The sequence below is a fragment of the Anaerophaga thermohalophila DSM 12881 genome (assembly GCF_000191885.1).
GTDB classification, from domain to species: Bacteria; Bacteroidota; Bacteroidia; order Bacteroidales; family Marinilabiliaceae; genus Anaerophaga; species Anaerophaga thermohalophila.
In genome coordinates this window covers 28605-47714 of the sequence record NZ_AEWI01000012.1, presented here as the reverse complement: position 1 = coordinate 47714, position 19110 = coordinate 28605, and the positions used below count along the sequence as shown (strand labels likewise).

Sequence of the window (19110 nt, the reverse complement as noted above, 5' to 3'; positions counted from 1 at the left end):
TTCAAAAAAACCATTTTAACCTCACTGCTCCTTCAAAATCGGTTGTTTTTCCGTTACCCTCTGTCCGGTTTACAAAGAAATTCAAAAAAGTAAAATCCCACTACTGGTTAATGACTATAAATCAGCGCCGGTGTGAGTCGTACATCAATAAAAAGCTTCAGTTCTATATGCCGGTCCGTTATTCTGCATATAGAAAATACCCGGAAACTTACAGTAAGTTACCGGGTATTTCGGTCAAAAAAAGGAAATAAAAAAGGATTAATTCACTTCAAAACGGCTGTCTTCAATACCGGTATTTAATTCAACCGATTTAATCTGAATATCAAAACTTTGCGGCCCCATTACCTGTTTCATGGTCATAGGAAAAAGAATCCCGTCAACAACTTCATAATCGGCAAAAGTGGTAGAAACAGCACCTTGCGGAGTCTGCGCCACTTCTTTATATTTGAGACCGTCCTCAACACCATAGAAAACGCTTGAAACAGTTCCTGAAGGTTTGGTAACAACAACCTTATAGGTCTCTTTTCCATCCACGTTTTCTATACCTTCAATCTTCAGTTTTACACCATCTTTCATATAAGTGAGTTCGGGGAAAATTTTAGCGCTTTCTTTCATTTGGGTCAATGCCTCACCCTCAATGACTTGCTCTCCCATAGGCGATTGCATCTTTCCTTTTTCCCCATCAAAAACCTGTTTGGAAACAACATTTCCATTCATAACTGTTTCCTGATACAGCTTACCGGGGCGTTTCTGAAACAGGTTAACTTCCAGAGCCATTCCCTGGACTTCCATACCCATAACCATTTTCAAATCATCAACTTCATTCAGGGCCTCTCTTCCTCCAATTGCTTCAATGTACTTTTCTATCACATCAGAAGCTTTAACGTCGCCGGAAATAGCTTTTTTCTCTACGACATTCCCGTAATAGTCGTATTGAGTTACTTCCTGCGAAGGGCTGAACTTTTTCATCTTTTCTTCGATGGCAGAAACATTTCCAACGGCAAGAATAACAGCCTGGCCGGGCTTCAGGTATTTCATGGCTGCTTCCCGAACATCATCTTTGGTAACACTTTCTACTTTCTTGAGATACGTTTCATAATAGTCTTTCGGCAAGTCGTATCGCTCGATATTCAGGGCAAAACGGGCCACTGTTTGCGGGTCTTCAAGCGAACGCCCGAATTCTCCGGCAATCACATTCTTTACCAGTTGCAGCTCTTCATCAGATACGGGTTCGGAACGCATTCTTTCCATTTCTTTCAGAATCTCGGTAAGAGCACTGTCGGTAACAGAAGTCCGGACATCGGCCGCAGCAGTGAAGCGGCCTACACGTTCGTCAGATTCCAGTCTGGAATAAGCACCATAGGTAAATCCTTTGTCTTCACGGAGATTTTGAAATAACCGGGCGTTGAAAGAGCCACCCCCAAGTATCTGGTTCATCACACGTGCTTTTATGGCATCGGGATGTCCGGGCATAAGCATGACTTCATGCGTCACCATCACGGTGGACTGGTTTGCCCCTTCCTTATTGGCAATGGCAACCTTCGGTTGTTCATAGCAAGCCGGATAAGGGAAAAGATTTTGTGGAACAGGACCTTCTTTCCAATCGCCAAAATATTTTCCGGCCTGCTTTTTCGCATCTTTCACCGAAATGTCACCTACAATAACCAAATAAGCTTCATTGGGACGGAAGTAAGACGTATAATAGTTCTTACAAAGTTCCACTGTTACATTGTCGAGTGTGTTTTCAGTCATTATCTCCCCATAGGGATCATCTTTCCCGTAAACAAGGATACCGGCAACATTTTCTGCTATAGCACGCGATTCTTCCTTATTGGCCTGAATTGCTGTTTTATACTGGGTTACCAGTTTATCAAGCTCTTCCCGGGGAAATGTAGGATTTAACAACACATCGGACATAACCTCCAATAATTGCTCACTGTGTTTCGACAACGACCGGCCATATATGCCTTTAGAATGAGTCTGAAGTGTAGCACCTATAAAATCAACCGCTTCATCGATTTCCGCCTTGGTACGATTGGTGGTTCCGGCACGCAGCAAATCACCCGCCAGTTGAATATAACCCACGGCATCGTTTTCGCGTGGTAAAATCACATCAAGTGTCAGAGAATAGGTTATCATAGGTACTTTATGGTTCTCTACAACAATAACGGTCAGCCCGTTAGACAGGGTGAATGTTTTGTAGTCACCTATTTTAACTTCCGGAGCCGGGCCCGGTTCCGGAGGCGTCGTCCGGTCAAGTTGTGCACTTACCGTTGAAACCATCAGAAGAAAAAGGACGGCTATTGAAAAATATCGCTTCATAATACTCAGTATTTTAAAATGGAAAAATCTGGTTTTTTCAGTGTCAGGTTACTTTTTCTGACTTTCAGGTAAATAATAAAGAACGACACGATTGTCTTCGGTGTAGTACTTATTGGCCACTCGTTTAATATCTTCGCGGGTAACCGACATGTATTTATCCAGTTCCGAATTAATCATATCGGTATCGCCGAAATAGGTATAATACCGCGCAAGATCGTTGGCGATACCGGCAACTCTGGTTTTGCTGCTGATAATATCGTTCTCGAATTTATTTTTCAGTTTCTGAAACTCCTTTTCATCAATAAGATTGTTCTTCACCTTTTCAATTTCGGCAATCATGGCCTGTTCCAATTCTTCAGTATCCTTTCCCATATTGGGCAACGCTAACACGATGCTAACGCTTGGATCACGAAACGGAAGCGGGAAAGAACTCACCTGCATGGCAATTTGCTGTTCATCGACGAGCGACTTGTAAAGACGCGAACTCTGTCCGTCGGCCAAAAGGGTGCTCAACATCTCCAGTGCATAATAATCTTCTGTTCCCATGGCGGGTGTACGATAAGCATGAAGTATAAGCGGCACCTGAATGTTGTCGTAAACGGTATCACGGACTTCCCCTCCTAACGGTGGCTCAACAACGTCGGGACGGTATATCTCTCCTTCGGCGGAAGGAATGTCTCCAAAATATTTTTGAACCAACTGCCTGGTTTTTTCAGGTTCAATGTCACCGGCTATAACCAGAACGGCATTGTCGGGCACGTAAAACTGATCATAGAAGTGTCGAAATTCCTCATCTTTGGCTGCCCTGATATGATCGGGATCACCGATGGTTGTCCAGCGATAGGGATGTTCTTTAAAAGCCCTTTTCATTACCTCGATCAGCATTGAACCGTAAGGCCGGTTGTCGTAATTTTGTTTTTTCTCTTCTATCACAACCTGTTTTTGTGTGGCAATACCCATGCTGTCGACTTTCGCATGAAGCATCCGCTCCGACTCAAGCCAGAGCCCCATTTCGAGCTGATTGGAAGGAAGAATTTCATAATAATAAGTACGGTCGGCCGATGTGTTGGCATTCAAGGTTCCGCCCGATTTTTCCACATACCTGGAATATTCGCCCCGGGGAATATTCTCTGTTCCTTCAAACATCAGGTGTTCAAAGAAGTGTGCAAATCCGGTACGATCGGGTTGTTCATTCTTCGATCCGACATGATACATCACGCTTACCGATACAATCGGCGTAGAATGGTCTTCATGGAGAATGACATGCAGTCCGTTGTCAAGGTCATACTCCGTGAATTCGATCTGCCGCTGCCGGGCAAACATTACACTTCCTGAAAGCACCAACGCCAGCAGGAATAATGAGCTTCTTTTCATTTTCTTCATACTATAACTTTTTATTGGTTAAGAGGCTTGTATAAAAATTTTACTTATTGATCCAGGCCCAATCTAACCTAATCTATTCATAAATCAGGCTAAAAATATCTTCGTTGCCAAACTCATTGTGGTTTTAAATTTTTGCGTCCTCATTAACAACGGGTTAACTGAGACACAAAAAATCTAAAAAGCCTTAATTTTGACAAAAATATGCTTTTTTATAACGTACTCAGATATTAAAAACAACCTCAATAAATGCCTTCTGCCACCATCTCAATCATTGCAACAGCCAAAAAACCAAAAAGGTGACCCGCATTGTATTGTGCCCGCAGCCATTCAACATTTTGAAAAATAAAACCAACAAAGAGTGCAGTCTAAAAAGCCTTTTGACCCCTAAATCCCCTAAAGGGGACTTTTTCAAACTGCTGATTTTTAGCAGTTCCTCTTTAGGGGTCAGGGGTAAAAATAGTAAAAATCAGCAGTTTGAAGGCTTTTTATACTGCACTCAACAAATATTTTTATCATTTTGAAGAGAATGGTTTTGAGGTCTGAAAAATTGTTAAAACAATTTGCAGGCCAAAGAAAATATTTAGCTGACGCATAACAAATTAAATTAAAACGTGATCATCCTGACAGAATATCAAATTGCACGAAATCGAACAAAAGGATGTACTAAAACGGGCACACAAAAAAACCACTTTATTTTCTAACTTTGCACGAATATATCCGGGATTTTATGAAACTGATAACTTATTTATTAATTAGCACATCACTCATCCTGTCAATTGCCGGATGCGAAAGCGATGAAGCCTGTCTCTCCAACCAGAATGCAGTTCAGGCAAGTTTGTTTTCGGCCTGGTGGCAAGAAGACAACGACACCACCCTGACACAAGTTTCAGTAACAGGACTTAACATGGAAGACAGTATTTACCGCAATCAAACTATTTCTGAGCTGTTCTTACCTCTGGATTATCATACCGATACCACTTCATTTGTTATTTCAGCCAACACCCTGAAAGATACCATCCATTTTATATACGAGAAAGAACTCAACTTTATCTCCAGAGAGTGTGGGTACATTTTTTCCTTTGATTTAGATACTGTTATACACAGTAATGCATTTATTGATTCCGTTTCTGTCATTTATCCTACTGTACAATATGGTGAAACACTCGAAAATATTAAGCTTTATATTTATTAGCCTTTTTCTTTTTCCGTATCAGACTTCTTCCGGCCAGGAACGGGAAAGTCTAAAATTAAAAGAAGACAGGGAGCAACAGGGAATGACTCTGGGGCTAAACCTTGAAGGGCCTATTGGACATTTATTTGACACAGACAAAACTGCATTTTCTGTAATTTCGCATTTTAAACTATCCACCAAATGGTTTATCCGTGCTGAAGCAGGCTTTGAAAACCTTACTTTCTCGGAGGAAAATCAGGAGGAACGAAACTATCATTACGAAAGCAACGGGTCATTCCTTAAACTGGGAATTTTATACGACTTTTTCGATGTGGATGAACCCGGGAATAAAGACAATATTTTCATTGGACTAAACTACGGCTTTGCCTTTCAGGAGCATGGCAGCAACAGTTTCATCATTGAGAACAATTACTGGGATGATTATCATGGCTCTATGAGTAAATATGTCATCAACAATCACTGGATTGAATTACTGGCAGGACCGAGGACTGAGCTGTTGAAGAACTTATACATGGGCTGGACGCTCAACCTGAGAGTGAAAATAATGGAAAATAATTCCCGGGTACTGGAACCTTACTCTATACCGGGATACGGGAACGGTGATAACAATTTAAATCTGGGTTTCTCGTATTCTCTTGAATATTTTATCCCCTGGGGTAAATAAGGGTGAAGGACATCCTGACCTCAAAGGGAATTTGATAAATGTAGCCGACAGACAAAATAATGAATGAGTGTGGTATAAAAAGCATATTTTTGTCAAAATCGAGGCGTTTTTAATTTTTGTACCGGAGTTAACTCATTGTAAATGAGGATGCAAAATTTTAAAACAACACTGAGTTTAGCAATAAAGATGCTTTTTAGAGCGGGCTCATGAATCATCTTGTATCTCGTATCTCGTATCTTATATCTAAAAATCTAACGATTCCTCTATGAGCCTTAATAAAAAAATAGCCATATTCTGTGCTTCCAGTCCTAAGGTACCAGAGAAATATTTCATGGCAGCCCGCAGCGTGTCAGCCTCCCTTGTAAAAGCCGGTTATGGTATTATCTACGGTGGCGGAGCAGTTGGTCTGATGGGTGCAGTCGCCGACGAAGCACTGAAACTTAACGGGTCGATTACCGGCATAATTCCGCGATTCATGGTTGACGTGGAGTGGGAGCATAAGGATGTGCAAGACATGATACATGTGGAAACCATGCACAAACGTAAAGAATTGATGGTGCAACGCAGTTCAGGCATAGTCGCCCTCCCCGGCGGTACCGGCACTTTGGAGGAACTTTTCGAAGTATTATCGCTTAAAAAACTGGGACAATATCCCCATCCCATCATCGTACTTAATACCGACGGCTTCTACAACGGGTTGCTGCAATTAACCGCGAAAATGGTCAAAGAAAAATTTATGCGCCCTGTTCATAACGAAATGTGGAACATTGTTGACCGTCCCGAAGATGTGGTACCTGCCATAGAAAATGCAAAACCATGGGGGAAAGATTCTATCCGGTTTGCGGCGGTTTAATTTCTCAGCGCCAAACAAAAACATATCCCCCAAAAATATTATATTTTTGCATTTCAATACCGTTTCTATGAAGAACAACCTGCATCCTGCATATATGCCTTTTGTTCCGCAACAGGACACTGCCTTGAATATCCTTCGTCCTGCCGTTGACGTACCACAAGACATCGAGCTCAAAGTGGAACGGCCAAAAATAAAGGTTCTGTCAGAAGAAGATCCTGTCCACGCCCGGACTGAACAAGAGCAGATCAGAGAGGTTACAACCAAAGTGACGGAAGAGCCCGAAAAAACTGGTACCCAACCTGCGCAAGCAAATTATCCGGATACTCTCGATTACATACTTATCTCCGACTGGAAATCATCGGGATTTGCAAAGCAGCTTTGGTCCTCAGCATCCAACGATTCTGTCTGCTTGTTGCAATCTGTTATGAAGTCAGGTAACATAATTGAGCACGAAGAAGGCAGAGAAGAAACAAAGGAGGTTATTGCCGAAACAAAATCCGACACCGCTGTTTTTGGCAAAAAAACCATTGAGGCGTTAAAAGAAACTACTCCTGTCGGGGAGGAGAAACTTCCGACTTCACAGGAACAAAACAGCGACCTGCTTTCTGTTACCTGGTTTATAACAACCATTATTATCATGGTTGCAGTCACCGGTATCATCCGTTTCAGATGGCAAAAATATCTGACAAATGTTTTTAATGCAATCGCCTTTACAAATGTGGCCAATACCCTTCAATCCACTTCTTCACGCAGTGAAAAACCTGCTTCAATATGGCTGGGATTTTTATTCTATGCCAATTTCTCGCTGTTTTTATATGAGTTCATGATTTTGACCGATCGCAGTTTCTTCGATATTTCAGGTTGGAAACTCTGGCTCACACTTTTCGGATTTCTGCTTGTAATTTTCACCCTGAAAATAATCGTTTACCAGTTCATCGGATGGGTTTTCAGAGTACAGGATCGAACAAAGGAATATTTATCTCAGTCATCGGTAATGAGCAAAGCTTATGGTGTTATTTTGCTGCCCCTGATTGCTCTTTTCCCGTTTTTGGAACCCGAAACACGGCATTTTGTTCCGAAAATCGGTTTTTCTGTTTTTATTTTGCTGTATCTAATACAGATAGCAAGAGGTATACAGGCAAATTTAAGGGATGCACTTTCAGGTTATTACATTATTTTGTACCTTTGTGCCCTGGAAATTTTACCCTTGTCAATACTGTATAAGGTGCTGTTTTATTGACCTGGTACTGGAATGGTTTCTGGTTTTGTTGAACTAAAACTTAAGCAAATTGAAGATCAAAAAAATTCTGGTTTCGCAGCCTAAACCGTCAACGCCAAAATCCCCATATTTCGACCTGTCTGAGAAGAACAATGTGAAGATTGATTTCAGGCCATTCATTCAGGTTGAAGGGGTATCTTCCAAAGAATTCAGACAACAGAAGATCAATATTCTCGACCACAATGCGGTAATTTTCACAAGCCGTACGGCCATCGACCATTTCTTCAGAATATGTGAAGAAACCCGGGTAACAGTTCCCGACGACATGAAGTACTTTTGTATTTCAGAAGCCACTGCTTTCTATCTGCAAAAGTATATCGTGTACAGAAAGCGAAAAATCTTCCACTCTACCGGGAAATTTCCGGATTTGGTGGAAGTGATAAAAAAGCATAAACAGGAAAAGTTTCTGGTGCCGCTTTCCGACATCCACAAACCTGAAATACCCAACCTTCTGACAAAGGCCAAAGTCAAGTTCACCAAAGCCATTTTATACAGGACGGTGAGCAGCGACTTAAGCGATCTGAAAGACATTGATTATGATGTTTTGGTCTTTTTCAGCCCATCGGGAATAAAGTCGTTGTTGCAGAATTTCCCTGATTTCAAACAAAACGATACGCTTATTGCTTCGTTTGGCCCTGCAACAGCCAAGGCCGTTAAAGAGGCCGGATTGCGGCTCGACATCCAGGCACCCATGCCGCAGGCACCATCCATGACAGCAGCTTTGGAGATGTACATCAAGAAGCATAACAAAAAGTAGTGCATCATAAGGTCCGCCTACGGGCATTTATGGTTATAAGGGAAGAACTAAGCCGGGAGCTGAAGAATTATGTTGATTTTTAAGCAGTAGTGCCTTCCCGGCTATTTTCACTACAGGCTTTTTTCTGTACTACTTTGCCAGGCGATATCCCTGCTCAAAATAACTAATTTCAGGTATGCATCGATCAGGTTTCACTTTCGGGAAAAACGAAAAGCTGTGCAGTCGTAAAATCATCGACCAGCTCTTTCTAAAAGGTGAAACCTTTCTGGCATATCCGTTGCGTATCCGGTTTTTGCCCACAGAACTTCCCGGGGATGTTCCGGTTCAGGTAATGTTTCAGGTTTCGAAAAAACGGTTTAAACAGGCTGTAAAACGAAACCTTCTGAAACGTCGTATGCGTGAATCCTATCGTTTAAACAAACCCTGCTTCATCCGTGTTTTTCAGGAAAGAAATCTTCAAATTGCAGTTGCCTTTTTGTACATTGCTGAAAAAGAGCTGGATTATCATACCATTGAAAAAGGGATGAAGAAAGCGCTGTTGCAATTGATTGAAAAAACCGAGGGATATGGAAATACTTCGCAAAATATATAAGGGAATCAGAAAATTACTGATATTCATTCTGATCATACCGGTCAAATTTTACCAATGGGTAATCTCTCCTATGACAGGCCCATCATGCCGGTATACACCCACATGTTCGGTTTACTCAATACAGGCCTTGAAAAAGCATGGCCCATTCAAAGGATTGTGGCTGGCTACCAAACGTATCTTATCCTGCAATCCGTGGGGCGGTAGCGGATATGATCCGGTGCCATAAAAATTTCTATCTTTACGCTTAAACAATCGAGCCCGTGAAAGTTCTGCACATCAATAAAAGCGACCAGACAGGTGGTGCTGCTTTGGCAGCCTTAAGATTGCTTGACGCGCTCAGGGAAAACGGCACGGATGCCAAGATGCTTGTCTTGCAGTCCGAAGGAGAACATCCCGGCATTACACCTTTTATTAAGTCGCGTGCAGGGCAAATTCTCCAACAATTAAAATTCGCGGCAGAAGTATTCGCCTTCGTCAGGGATGAGAAAAACCGGGAAAAAAGATTTGCTTTCTCGTCCGGCCGTTTCGGATATGATATCAGCCGTCATCCGCTGGTCAGAGATGCCGATGTTCTTCACCTTCACTGGATTAACCAGGGATTCTTATCACTTCATGGATTAAAAAAACTTATACAGACCGGCAAACCGGTTATCTGGACCTTACACGACATGTGGCCTTTTACCGGAGGATGTCATTATCCGGGTAGTTGTGGTGGATTCACATCTGCCTGCGGAAACTGTCCTCTCCTCAAATCACCGGGAGAGAACGATTTATCGGCACACCAGCATGTGCTGAAAGAGAAGATGTATGCCGATGCTGCCATTACGTTTGTTGGCTGCAGCAATTGGATGAAAGAGATGGCCGAAAAAAGTTCGTTGGTTCGCAAAGACCTTAAACATTCGGTTCGCCAGGTCTTTAATCCCGTCGATGTCAATATTTTCAGCCCGGCAAATAAAGAAGAAGTCAGAAAACAGCTTGGACTACCGTTAAATAAAAAACTTGTTCTCTTTGGAGCAGCAAATGTTTTTGACCCGAGGAAAGGAGCCAATTTGCTGCTTCGCGCCCTGAAAAATCTGAATGCAACACGTCCTCATCTGCGAAAAGAGATAGAGCTGGTGGTATTCGGCAAAAAGGTTGAAGCCTTTCAGTGGCAATCTCCTTTTCTGATGCATACCTTCGACGTTGTAACCGGTCAGGCGAACATGGCCCGTCTTTATCAGGCCGCCGACGTTTTCGTGCTGCCTTCTATGCAGGATAACCTGCCCAATACCGTGGTAGAATCACTGGCATGCGGTACACCGGTTGTTGCTTTTAATATCGGTGGTGTCCCGGAAATGGTAAAACATCAGGAAAATGGTTTTCTGGCAGCTCCCGACAAGTGGAAAAACCTCGGTGAAGGCATTCTGTATATTCTGGACAACCATGAGGAATTGGCCTCTAATGCCAGAGAATTCGCAGTGAATAATTTTTCGCCGGAAATAGTGGCCTCAAAATACACAGCAATCTATAACTCGATACTTAACCAGGTCTCTTCATAAAATCCCTTTTACATGGATGAGTCTTTCCCTACAATTTTTTGATTCACTTACCGTAAGAAATATTGAAAACAAACTTGAGTGCAGTATAAAAAGCATATTTTTGTCTAAATCAAGGCGTTCTAAATTTTTGTACCGGAGTTAACTTGTTGTTAATGAGGATGCAAAAATTTAAAACAACAACGAGTTTGGCAACAAAGATGCTTTTTAGACCGGACTCAAACTTAATATCCGAATTTATGCAACAACCCCGCGTAAGTATCATCACCGTTGTGTACAACAGCGTCACTACCATTGAGGCCACCATCAAATCTGTTCTGGCACTTACCTACTCAAATGTGGAATACATTGTGGTAGATGGTGGCAGTACTGATGGTACCATCGACCTAATAAAAAAATACGAACAACAGATATCTCGTTGGACGAGCGGTCCCGACGCCGGTCTGTATGATGCCATGAATAAAGGAATGGAAATGAGCTCAGGAGATTATTTCTGGTTCATAAACTCTGGTGACGAACCCGCATCTCCCGATGTGCTGGACAAAGTTTTTTCCGGTAATTCAACTGCAGACGTCTATTATGGCGAAACCATGCTCATTGATGAAGCGGGCAATGAGATAGGATTACGGCGCCATTCGCCTCCTGATCATTTAAGCTGGCGCGATTTCAGGCGAGGAATGCTCGTCAGTCATCAATCGTTTATTGCATCCGGAAAAGTAGCCGGAAAATACGATTTAAGCTATCGTTTCTCAGCCGACTATGAGTGGTGCCTGCATGCACTTAAACATGCTTCCGAAATCAGAAATACCGGTCTTATTTTGTCAAAATTCAGGGAAGGAGGAATGACCAGACAAAATATTATTCCGGGACTGAAAGAACGTTTCAGAATAATGGTCAAAAATTTTGGTTTGGGTTCTACTATTCTGGCGCATTTTGTAATTGCCCCGAAATTTTTCCGGTACTGGATGCAAAACCGCAGGTTTTAGGCTTTTTCTCCGCTACGAAACTTTCCCGTTTTCTTTTTCCGACGGACGGTAAATATAAACCACCCCATATTCCGATGCTTTCTTTCGCTTTTTTTCGGGTTCCAAATCGGCGAACCGGGCTTCTACTTCGTTCCAGATATTTCCAATCAGTTTGTCGGCTGTTTCTCTTTCTGCTGCAACTTTTTCCTGTATTTTCCGGGAAGTTTTGACCAGATCCTTGTGGAAATCATAATTTTCCAGAAATTGCTCGAAATGCACCTTAACCATCGCGATGGTAGGGTTAAAAACACGTGAACCGCCTCGTACTATTCTTTCTTCCTCACCTTTAATAACTTTTCGGCCCCATTCGATAAGTTGTTGCTCGGTATTAATTTCGGGAATGGTCCTGTCGTCCTCGGGAAGACCATAAAAAGCTCTGACCCCGGGTTTAAACTCTCCCCTGGTAATAGCCATATTGACGACCTGAAGAAAATGAGAAAGATACATTCTTGCCACCCGGAAATGTTCCGCCAGCGACTTCCCGAATTTTGCCTGGCGGTCTTTGCTGAACTGGTACTGCTGAATCACTTGTTCATATTGAGGGACAAAAGCTTTTACATCAAAAAGCAATTTCTGGGAAAAAGCGAGGTCCATAGGTGCCAGTCGGGCACCTTTTTCCTGTGCGGTTTTCAGAGCCCTGAGCCGGGCCTGGTCGGTGTTGGGAAGTCGTCTGTATGGCATGTTCTTATCATTTCATGGGGCATGAAGTTAAATAAAAGTTTAACCAATTACAATACAAAGAGATAATCATGTTTCAGACGCCTCAGCAAAAGCACCCCCGGAAAATTCTGGTCAGGCTGCGACAAGCTGTGACAAGTTATGTTGTTACTTGTCACCGCTTGTTCCCCTTTAGAAAATATGAAGTTAGTCCTGTATCCCGGCTTTCAGAAATTCACGGTTAAGCCGCGCAATATTGGCAAGAGAAATACTTTTTGGACATTCCACTTCACAAGCACCTGTGTTGGTACAATTTCCAAATCCCAGTTCGTCCATTTTAGCCACCATGTTTTTGGCACGCCGTGCAGCTTCTACACGTCCCTGCGGTAGCAAGGCCAACTGGCTTACCTTGGCCGAAACAAACAGCATGGCAGATCCGTTCTTACAGGCCGCCACGCAAGCTCCGCATCCAATACAGGAGGCGGCATCCATGGCCTCATCAGCATCTTTTTTCGGAATGGGAATGGCGTTAGCATCGGGAACGCCTCCTGTATTAACAGAAATGTAACCGCCGGCAGCAATAATTTTGTCGAATGCATTACGGTCGACAATCAGATCCTTGATAACCGGAAAACCGGCCGAACGCCAGGGTTCCACAGTGATGGTCTCTCCATCTTTAAACTTACGCATGTGCAACTGGCAGGTCGTTACATCGTCGTCGGGCCCGTGAGGCCGGCCATTGATATAAAGCGAACACATACCACAAATACCTTCCCGGCAGTCGTGGTCAAAGGCAACCGGCTCTTTCCCTTCGTTTATCAATTTTTCGTTGAGGATGTCAAGCATCTCTAGAAAAGAACTATCGGTAGATATGTTGTTGAGCTCATAAGTTTCGAACCGGCCTTTTGCTTTAGGTCCGGCCTGGCGCCAAACTTTGAGTTTGATATTGATTGTTGTTTCCATGATAAATTCTTCATTTAGTTACAATACTCCGTTAAGCTTTTGCAATAAACTTGATATCAATTGTTTATAAATCAATGGGTGTTCGTATAAAAATTCAGATTTTCAAAATGTTACAAAATTCATCTTACCTCTGATATCTAAAAATCGAAAGGCTTATTGAAGTTATACACTCTTGTTATTTGTAATTCCGCTGTACCAGTTTCACAACTTCAAATGTCAGGTCTTCCTTATGCAGTTCGGGTTCCTGATCTTCGCCCTTGTATTCCCAGCAGGCGGTATAAGCGAATTGGTCGTCCCGACGAAGCGCCTCACCGTCTTCGGTTTGATATTCTTCACGGAAATGTCCGCCACACGATTCTTCGCGGTGCAGGGCATCACGAGCCATGAGCTCTCCTATCTCAATGAAATCGGCCAGCCGGCCTGCCTTCTCCAATTCTGCATTCATATCTTCGGAAGAACCCGGGATACGCACATTGGTCCAGAACTCTTTCTTGATGGCTTGTATCTTTTCGATGGCCTGCTGCAGTCCTTCTTTGTTACGAGCCATGCCGACAAAGTCCCACATAACCAGTCCCAACTCTTTATGAATACTATCGACCGAACGTTTACCATGAATGCTCATAATCTTATCCAGCCGTTCTTTGGCAGATTTCTCAGCATCTTCAAATTCCTTCTCTTCGGTTGTCATACGTGGCGTGGAAATATCATCGGCGAGATAGTTCTGAATGGTATATGGCAGCACAAAATAACCGTCGGCCAGCCCCTGCATAAGCGCCGATGCTCCCAAACGGTTGGCTCCGTGATCAGAGAAATTGGCTTCCCCGGCACAGAACAAACCCGGAACGGTAGTCTGCAATTCATAATCTACCCAGATGCCACCCATGGTATAGTGGATAGCCGGATATATCATCATCGGGGTTTCATAAGGATTGTCGTCCACAATCTTTTCGTACATCTGGAAAAGGTTCCCATAACGAGCTTCAATGACATCACGTCCCAACCGGTCGATGGCTGACTGAAAGTCGAGATATACAGCCAGCCCTGTCGGGCCGACCCCGTAACCCGCATCGCAGCGCTCTTTGGCAGCACGTGAAGCAACGTCACGCGGAACAAGGTTCCCGAATGCAGGATAGCGTCGTTCCAGGTAATAATCGCGGTCTTCTTCCGCAATTTCAGTTGGCTTCAGCTTGCCGGCACGAATGGCTTCGGCATCTTCCTTTTTCTTTGGTACCCATATACGACCATCGTTACGCAATGATTCCGACATCAGTGTAAGCTTACTCTGAAATTCACCATGAACAGGAATACATGTCGGGTGAATCTGCGCGAAACAGGGATTGGCAAACATGGCGCCTTTTTTATAAGCTTTCCAGGCTGCCGAGCCGTTGGACCCCATGGCATTGGTTGAAAGGAAGAAGGTGTTTCCATAACCCCCGGTGGCAAGAACAACAGCATGCCCGAAATGACGCTCCAGTTTACCGGTCACAAGATTGCGTGAAATAATGCCGCGAGCCTTCCCGTCAACGATCACAATCTCCACCATTTCATTCCGGGTATAAAGCTTCACACTACCGGTATGCACCTGGCGCATAAGTGCCTGATAAGCTCCCAGCAGAAGTTGCTGACCGGTTTGTCCTTTGGCATAGAAAGTACGACTCACCTGAGCTCCGCCAAAAGAACGGTTGTCGAGTAACCCTCCATACTCACGGGCGAAAGGGACACCTTGTGCCACGCACTGGTCGATGATGTTGTTACTAACCTGCGCCAGGCGATAAACATTGGCCTCACGGGCCCGGTAGTCGCCACCTTTTACAGTATCATAAAACAAGCGGTAAACAGAGTCTCCGTCGTTGGGATAATTCTTCGCGGCATTGATACCACCTTGTGCGGCAATGGAGTGCGCACGACGAGGTGAATCCTGTATGGTGAACACTTTAACATTGAACCCCATCTCACTAAATGATGCAGCTGCTGAGGCGCCGGCCAGACCGGTTCCTACAACAATAATGTCGAGTTTCCTTTTGTTGGCCGGATTGACCAGTTTTTGGTTCGCTTTATAGTTGTCCCATTTCTGAGCGAGAGGCCCTTCGGGAATTTTTGCATCTAATTTTACCATGATCTTTCAGTATTTTTTAATTAGTGACTGTTCATAAAATGCCATTTACTGTGTTACGCTTGTCCGAAAATTACACATCCCAAAGTAGCTTTTGTAAGGTTTTTTCAAAAAAACCAACGAAAAGCACATTCAGGGTTCCGTGTTTTCGAACTTCACAAGTCTTGCAACCGGTAGTTTCTGAACAGACACGCATCTTGTAAAAAATTTTTGCGGATTTATAGACAAGCACTAACTAGGCTGATAAAACAAGTATTGAAGAACGGCAATAGAAGAAAAGCCGATTCCTATGATCCAGGCAAAAATATTACCCAATACGGACAGTCTTTTTCTCCATATCCGGTTGCTGAAGCCGATGGTTTGAAATGCCGACCAGAAACCGTGTGAAAGATGAATGGCAAGCCCGACAGAACCAATAACATAAACCACTACAATCCAAAGATAACCTAAAGTGGCATTAACCAGTGCATAAGCATTTTCCACTTCCGTCGGAACGCCGGCTATGTCCACCGTGGTGTGTTCAAGCAAAGGATCGCCGGTGAGCCTCATTTTCACCCAAAAATTGGCAAGGTGAAGCACCAGGAAAGCAGCAACGGTGATACCCAGAACAAGCATGTTCTGAGATGCCCAGGTCACACCCGTAGTCTTTTTCCCCGACGCATAACGGGCAGGCCCACGGGCCTTACGATTTTCAAGGGTGAGCTTCACTCCATAGAGAATGTGGACAATAAATCCAATTGCCAGCAATGGTTCAATAACACGAACTGCCGGATTGGTTGCCATGAAATGTGCTCCAGCGTTAAACAGGTCGCCACCATCCGGCACCAGAAGAAATGAGTTCACAGTAAGGTGAACGATAAGGAACAAAATCAGAAAAAGTCCTGATATGCTCATCAACAACTTTTTCCCAATTGAAGAACCTAATGTACTACTCATAAATCCATTAATTTTATTAGTATCTTGTTTGTCTTACATACATATCCCGTCCGGGAGTTTTAAGCTGCAAAGGTAGATGCTACGATTCTTATTCGCTAAGAAAATTAAAGAAATTGTTCTTTATTTATAACTAATCTAATTTGCACCTTTAAAAATGCACTTTCCCGAAGCAAATTTTCACAGTTTTATAAACCATTTTAACAATTTTCGCCTTTTCATATTTGCACTATTACAAAAGTAGGATAAATAGTTGCATTTTGTTTAAAACAGATGCCTGTTTTACAGCATAAATCCAGAGACTATTTCGAAATGTCCAAAAGTTTTATATTTTTGTTCACAAATAATCGAAAATCAGACATTAACCAACACGTATTGCCATGGAAGATGATGTTCAAATACTGATCGAAAGCACAAAAGAAAAAATGCAAAAGGCCATCGATCATCTCGACCACGAGCTGGGTAAAATACGCGCCGGCAAAGCCAATCCCCGCATGCTTGACGATGTAATGGTTGAATACTACGGAACCATGACCCCTCTTCAACAGGTGGCCAGCATTAATACACCCGACCCGCGCACCATTGCTATTCAGCCATGGGAAAAAGGGATGATCCAGCCCATTGAAAAGGCCATTATGAATGCCAATCTTGGACTCAATCCCGACAATAACGGCGAAATTGTCCGGATTAACGTCCCCCCTTTAACTGAAGAACGCAGGCAGGACCTGGTTAAACATGTGAAGAAAGAAGGAGAAGAAGCACGCATCAGCATCCGTAATGCACGACGCGAGACCAACGATGAACTTAAAAAACTGAAAAAGGACGGTCTACCCGAAGACATGGAGAAAGATGCTGAAGACCAGGTTCAGAAACTGACCGACAAGTTCACAAAAAAGGTCGAAGAAATGCTTGAGAAAAAGGAAAAAGATATTATGACCGTTTAGGACGGCTTATTGTTATAAAAACCGGATATCAGTTGCAAAAAATATTTGAGCCCAGTCTAAAAAGCATCTTTGTTGCCAAACTCGTTATTGTTTTAAATTTTTGTATCCTCATTAACAACAAGTTAACTCCGGTACAAAAATTTAAAACGCCTTGATTTTGACAAAAATATGCTTCTTATACTGCACTCATATTTGCTTACGGATATCCGGTTTTTTTTATCCCGGGCTTGCTATTTCAGCAATTCCGGGAATCAGACTTTCTGGGAGAGCTTTTTCTTAACGTATTCCTCGGTCTTTTCGATGCGTTTTTTACGCTCTACCTCCATGAGTGAAATCTCATTTTTGTTTTGCTCTTTCATAGCAGTCAAAGTACGTACCATCAGATTTATAGTTCCAAGTGCCTGATTGATTCTTGAAAGCATTTTCTTTGTTTTGGATTCAACGAGCCAGTCCTGCATCATGTCGTCAATCAATCCTTCCACAAACCCGTCTGCTATTTTATTAAGTATAAGTATATCGCGGGTCGAGAAAAACGGCTCGGCAAGAATGGAAAAACATGACATCAGACTTTCGGCAGCCGGCATAACCTCAAAAGCTCTGTCAATGCCGCCGGGCTGAATTTTATCATATTGTATCTTACGGGAGAAAAACATTTCCCAGGAACCCCAGTTCTCTTCCTGCTTCAGATTTTTAACGGCGCCATAAAGCCGTTGTTGTAACTCTTCACCCAACTTGAGTAACATATCCAGAACTGACGAACGGGCTTTCACTTCCCCTGCTTTCTCAACAAAATGCAGCAAAGTAGATACTTCCTGATAGAAATACTTGTCCATAGTGGATTCCTTGATATTACGGACAAGAATACGTAAACTGCGTATTTCTCGTTTGGATTTAACCTCGGGTTTTATTCGTTTCATCTCATCGGAAAACACCCTGATGCTTTCGGGAAAAGACTTCAACAGCAAATACATCTGAATAAAACTACGCCTCTTCTTATCGTTCTCATTCTCCTGATTCTCAAAAACCACATAGAACAATGACTTTAATCCCGGAATTTGGTCAAGGTCGGTCGAAGATAAATGCGGAAACGAAAATTTAGAAAAGGCGGTGTTCGTTTTTTTCTGTTCCCTGATTTGGTCTTTTCGGAATTTTTCCAGCATTTCATAATAATTCTGGAGCGTTTCCTGTCTCAAAATTTCTCTTTGAGCTTCTGTAATCTGATCTGCAATCCCCTGAAACATGATTTTTTAGATTTAGAAAGTTTAAAGCTAATACTCCGGTAAGGGTTATCAGTTATCGGGGGGGCGGGGCTAATCAATACGAATTACACTTTAACTGTTTATTGATAACAATCATCATTTTGTTAGATCGATGAAACGAGCATGGCAAGGTTTGTCCCAAAAGAACATGTATAAAACTCAATCATGCGAGTTCCATCAGACCAATGACTTAGACTTATTTTATACTGATGAAACGAGCATGGCAAGGTTTGTCACAAAAGAATATGTATAAGTTCTTGCATGCGAGTTCCATCCGGCCTTAATAAATAAATTTTATACGAATAAATGAAATTGTTAGTTTATCTAACATAATAGTTAGCTGTAATTCTTTCCGGCCCTAAATATAAACAAATAAGCAATTAATCAATCATTTATTTTGATTTTTATTATTTTTGAGATGATGGAGAACATTTTGTGACCTGCGAAAAGCGCGAAACAGAAAAGCGAATTCTATGGCCTGCTTCTTCAACACCGGGCCGGCACATCATCAACCGGCTAAGCATAATAGGCAGTAATCCGTCGGTTTCAGGATTTGGAACCTTCAGCTCATCAATGTCAGCAGACGAACGGAAAACACTGTTATACATCTGTCAAAATAGCCTGCAAAATTCTGCATAA

At 42.7% G+C, this 19110-nt stretch carries 19 protein-coding genes; 11 read left to right on the top strand and 8 right to left on the bottom strand.

The features are described from left to right. Nucleotides 1-258: 258 nt before the first annotated feature. Entirely contained in the window at nucleotides 259-2322 is a 2064-nt protein-coding gene (locus ATH1_RS0104200) for an insulinase family protein (RefSeq protein WP_010418006.1), read from the bottom strand. A 48-nt stretch (nucleotides 2323-2370) separates the two neighbouring features. Then, nucleotides 2371-3705 (bottom strand): M16 family metallopeptidase, encoded by a 1335-nt coding sequence (locus tag ATH1_RS0104195; RefSeq protein WP_010418004.1) that lies wholly within the window; start codon nucleotides 3703-3705, stop codon nucleotides 2371-2373. A gap of 311 nt (nucleotides 3706-4016) precedes the next feature. Here ATH1_RS0104195 and ATH1_RS22735 point away from each other — a divergent pair, with 311 nt between their 5' ends. The 10 genes from ATH1_RS22735 to ATH1_RS0104150 all read left to right on the top strand — a co-directional run bounded on the left by ATH1_RS22735 (nucleotide 4017) and on the right by ATH1_RS0104150 (nucleotide 11563). Continuing rightward, nucleotides 4017-4226 (top strand): hypothetical protein, encoded by a 210-nt coding sequence (locus ATH1_RS22735; protein ID WP_081467422.1) that lies wholly within the window; start codon nucleotides 4017-4019, stop codon nucleotides 4224-4226. A 206-nt stretch (nucleotides 4227-4432) separates the two neighbouring features. Beyond that, the gene (locus tag ATH1_RS0104190; RefSeq protein WP_245531705.1) at nucleotides 4433-4897 is read left to right on the top strand and encodes a DUF6452 family protein; all 465 of its coding nucleotides are present in this window, start codon (nucleotides 4433-4435) and stop codon (nucleotides 4895-4897) included. Next, complete coding sequence (locus ATH1_RS0104185) at nucleotides 4857-5561, top strand: DUF6048 family protein (RefSeq protein ID WP_010417998.1); 705 nt, start codon at nucleotides 4857-4859, stop codon at nucleotides 5559-5561. The genes ATH1_RS0104190 and ATH1_RS0104185 overlap by 41 nt, the downstream gene beginning before the upstream one ends. Before the next feature lie 265 nt (nucleotides 5562-5826). Next, nucleotides 5827-6414: an LOG family protein gene (locus tag ATH1_RS0104180; protein WP_010417996.1), complete on the top strand. Its 588-nt coding sequence runs from the start codon at nucleotides 5827-5829 to the stop codon at nucleotides 6412-6414. Between the two features lie 67 nt (nucleotides 6415-6481). Beyond that, the gene (locus ATH1_RS0104175; RefSeq protein WP_245531704.1) at nucleotides 6482-7654 is read left to right on the top strand and encodes a DUF4271 domain-containing protein; all 1173 of its coding nucleotides are present in this window, start codon (nucleotides 6482-6484) and stop codon (nucleotides 7652-7654) included. 49 nt (nucleotides 7655-7703) lie between these two features. After that, nucleotides 7704-8450, top strand: a complete 747-nt coding sequence (locus ATH1_RS0104170; RefSeq protein ID WP_010417992.1) for a uroporphyrinogen-III synthase — start codon at nucleotides 7704-7706, stop codon at nucleotides 8448-8450. Between the two features lie 175 nt (nucleotides 8451-8625). After that, nucleotides 8626-9042 (top strand): ribonuclease P protein component, encoded by a 417-nt coding sequence (locus tag ATH1_RS0104165; RefSeq protein WP_010417991.1) that lies wholly within the window; start codon nucleotides 8626-8628, stop codon nucleotides 9040-9042. Continuing rightward, complete coding sequence (yidD, locus tag ATH1_RS0104160) at nucleotides 9017-9268, top strand: membrane protein insertion efficiency factor YidD (protein WP_010417989.1); 252 nt, start codon at nucleotides 9017-9019, stop codon at nucleotides 9266-9268. Before ATH1_RS0104165 ends, yidD begins: the two co-directional genes overlap by 26 nt. 34 nt (nucleotides 9269-9302) lie before the next feature. After that, nucleotides 9303-10580: a glycosyltransferase gene (locus ATH1_RS0104155; RefSeq protein ID WP_010417987.1), complete on the top strand. Its 1278-nt coding sequence runs from the start codon at nucleotides 9303-9305 to the stop codon at nucleotides 10578-10580. Nucleotides 10581-10816: 236 nt separating this feature from the next. Continuing rightward, nucleotides 10817-11563 carry a glycosyltransferase family 2 protein gene (locus ATH1_RS0104150; RefSeq protein ID WP_029163956.1) on the top strand — a complete coding sequence of 249 codons (747 nt, stop codon included), beginning with the start codon at nucleotides 10817-10819 and terminating at the stop codon, nucleotides 11561-11563. Between the two features lie 12 nt (nucleotides 11564-11575). Here ATH1_RS0104150 and ATH1_RS0104145 read toward each other — a convergent pair whose 3' ends face one another. From ATH1_RS0104145 to ATH1_RS0104130, 4 genes are all read right to left on the bottom strand, one after another. Next, nucleotides 11576-12283, bottom strand: coding sequence for a hypothetical protein (locus tag ATH1_RS0104145; RefSeq protein ID WP_010417982.1), 708 nt, complete (start codon nucleotides 12281-12283; stop codon nucleotides 11576-11578). Nucleotides 12284-12466: 183 nt separating this feature from the next. Continuing rightward, complete coding sequence (locus ATH1_RS0104140) at nucleotides 12467-13222, bottom strand: succinate dehydrogenase/fumarate reductase iron-sulfur subunit (protein WP_010417979.1); 756 nt, start codon at nucleotides 13220-13222, stop codon at nucleotides 12467-12469. 175 nt (nucleotides 13223-13397) lie between these two features. Then, complete coding sequence (locus ATH1_RS0104135; RefSeq protein ID WP_010417975.1) at nucleotides 13398-15338, bottom strand: fumarate reductase/succinate dehydrogenase flavoprotein subunit; 1941 nt, start codon at nucleotides 15336-15338, stop codon at nucleotides 13398-13400. A gap of 228 nt (nucleotides 15339-15566) precedes the next feature. Continuing rightward, a complete protein-coding gene (locus tag ATH1_RS0104130; RefSeq protein ID WP_029163955.1) occupies nucleotides 15567-16271 on the bottom strand; it encodes a succinate dehydrogenase cytochrome b subunit in 705 nt (234 codons plus the stop codon). A 377-nt stretch (nucleotides 16272-16648) separates the two neighbouring features. Here ATH1_RS0104130 and frr point away from each other — a divergent pair, with 377 nt between their 5' ends. Then, nucleotides 16649-17212, top strand: a complete 564-nt coding sequence (gene frr, locus ATH1_RS0104125; RefSeq protein ID WP_010417970.1) for a ribosome recycling factor — start codon at nucleotides 16649-16651, stop codon at nucleotides 17210-17212. A gap of 251 nt (nucleotides 17213-17463) precedes the next feature. Here the strand turns inward: frr and ATH1_RS0104120 are convergent, their stop codons facing one another. Further along, nucleotides 17464-18453 (bottom strand): hypothetical protein, encoded by a 990-nt coding sequence (locus ATH1_RS0104120; RefSeq protein WP_010417967.1) that lies wholly within the window; start codon nucleotides 18451-18453, stop codon nucleotides 17464-17466. A 425-nt stretch (nucleotides 18454-18878) separates the two neighbouring features. After that, a complete protein-coding gene (locus tag ATH1_RS0104115) occupies nucleotides 18879-19079 on the bottom strand; it encodes a hypothetical protein (protein ID WP_010417964.1) in 201 nt (66 codons plus the stop codon). Nucleotides 19080-19110 lie beyond the last annotated feature (31 nt).